The 886-nt window shown below is 62.4% G+C and carries 1 protein-coding gene; it reads right to left on the bottom strand.

What is annotated here, in order from left to right; genetic code table 11:
* Nucleotides 1–406, bottom strand: a 406-nt coding sequence (locus tag GO606_RS00720; protein ID WP_169120958.1) for a site-specific integrase, incomplete at its 3' end; no start/stop codon positions are given.
* Between the last annotated feature and the right edge of the window lie 480 nt (nt 407–886).

The raw sequence follows: 886 nt of genomic DNA, 5'->3' as shown, positions 1-886 counted from the left end.
CCGCCGAGGTGCGATCACACGACGCGATGAGCCGATCGACGTCTTCGGATTGCAGATATCGGGGCAGAGCGGACAGCCGCCAATGCGCTACTGTCGGAACGGCGGCACCCAGTTCGGCGGCACACCTGCCTTCGGCGATCAGGAAGCGAAGGAACATGCGCAGGGCCGTCGTGCACTTCTTGGTGGCTGCCCACCCCGACTTCTGGCTCGTCTCGAGGACAAACCGCCGCAAGCGTTCCGCATCGAGCGCGCCCGGATCTTCGTCGACGCGTGCCAGTAGATCTCGAAGCGAGCGCTTGTAGTTGTAAAGGGTTGAATCGGCGGTTCCGCGCTGCTGGCGCATCCACTGACAGAAGGCGGCGAGCAGAACGCCATCATGGGCCTGCAGTTTTGCAGAGCGGGCCACGCTGAGGCCCTCACCGCGAAGGAACCCCGAGAACAAGCGCGCACCGCGCAGCAAATCTGCGCGGTGCGTATGGCCGTACCCGGGACATCGACACCGACTCAAGTGTCGGTCGAAACGCTGAATGACCCGTTCGTCCACAGGCCGGTCCCCAACGCCTTCCTTATTCGACCAATAGACAAAGTGTTCCGCTGCGCGGAGGTGCCGGCGCGCAGTGATCCTCGCGTAGCCCGCGCGGTACAGCTCTTGAGCAAACCCCTGAAGCTGAGGTCCGCTCGGACCGTCGCGAAGGGCTCGAACGCGTAGAGGGGAATCGAACCAGATTGCGAGCATGACGTCCTCCATCAATGAAAGTCACAGGCCGGAGGGCCGTCATGATTATGTGGAGCGGAGAGCCGTACCGCCTGCTCACAACTCCTTGAAACAACTGCGCTATCGCCGGAGCCGACGATTCACTTCTCCGCATAATGCAGGGCAGCGCAT

This window comes from Aromatoleum anaerobium (assembly GCF_012910705.2).
GTDB lineage: Bacteria > Pseudomonadota > Gammaproteobacteria > Burkholderiales > Rhodocyclaceae > Aromatoleum > Aromatoleum anaerobium.
The sequence above is the reverse complement of the archived record's forward strand: the minus strand, read 5'-3'. Positions and strand labels throughout refer to the sequence as shown.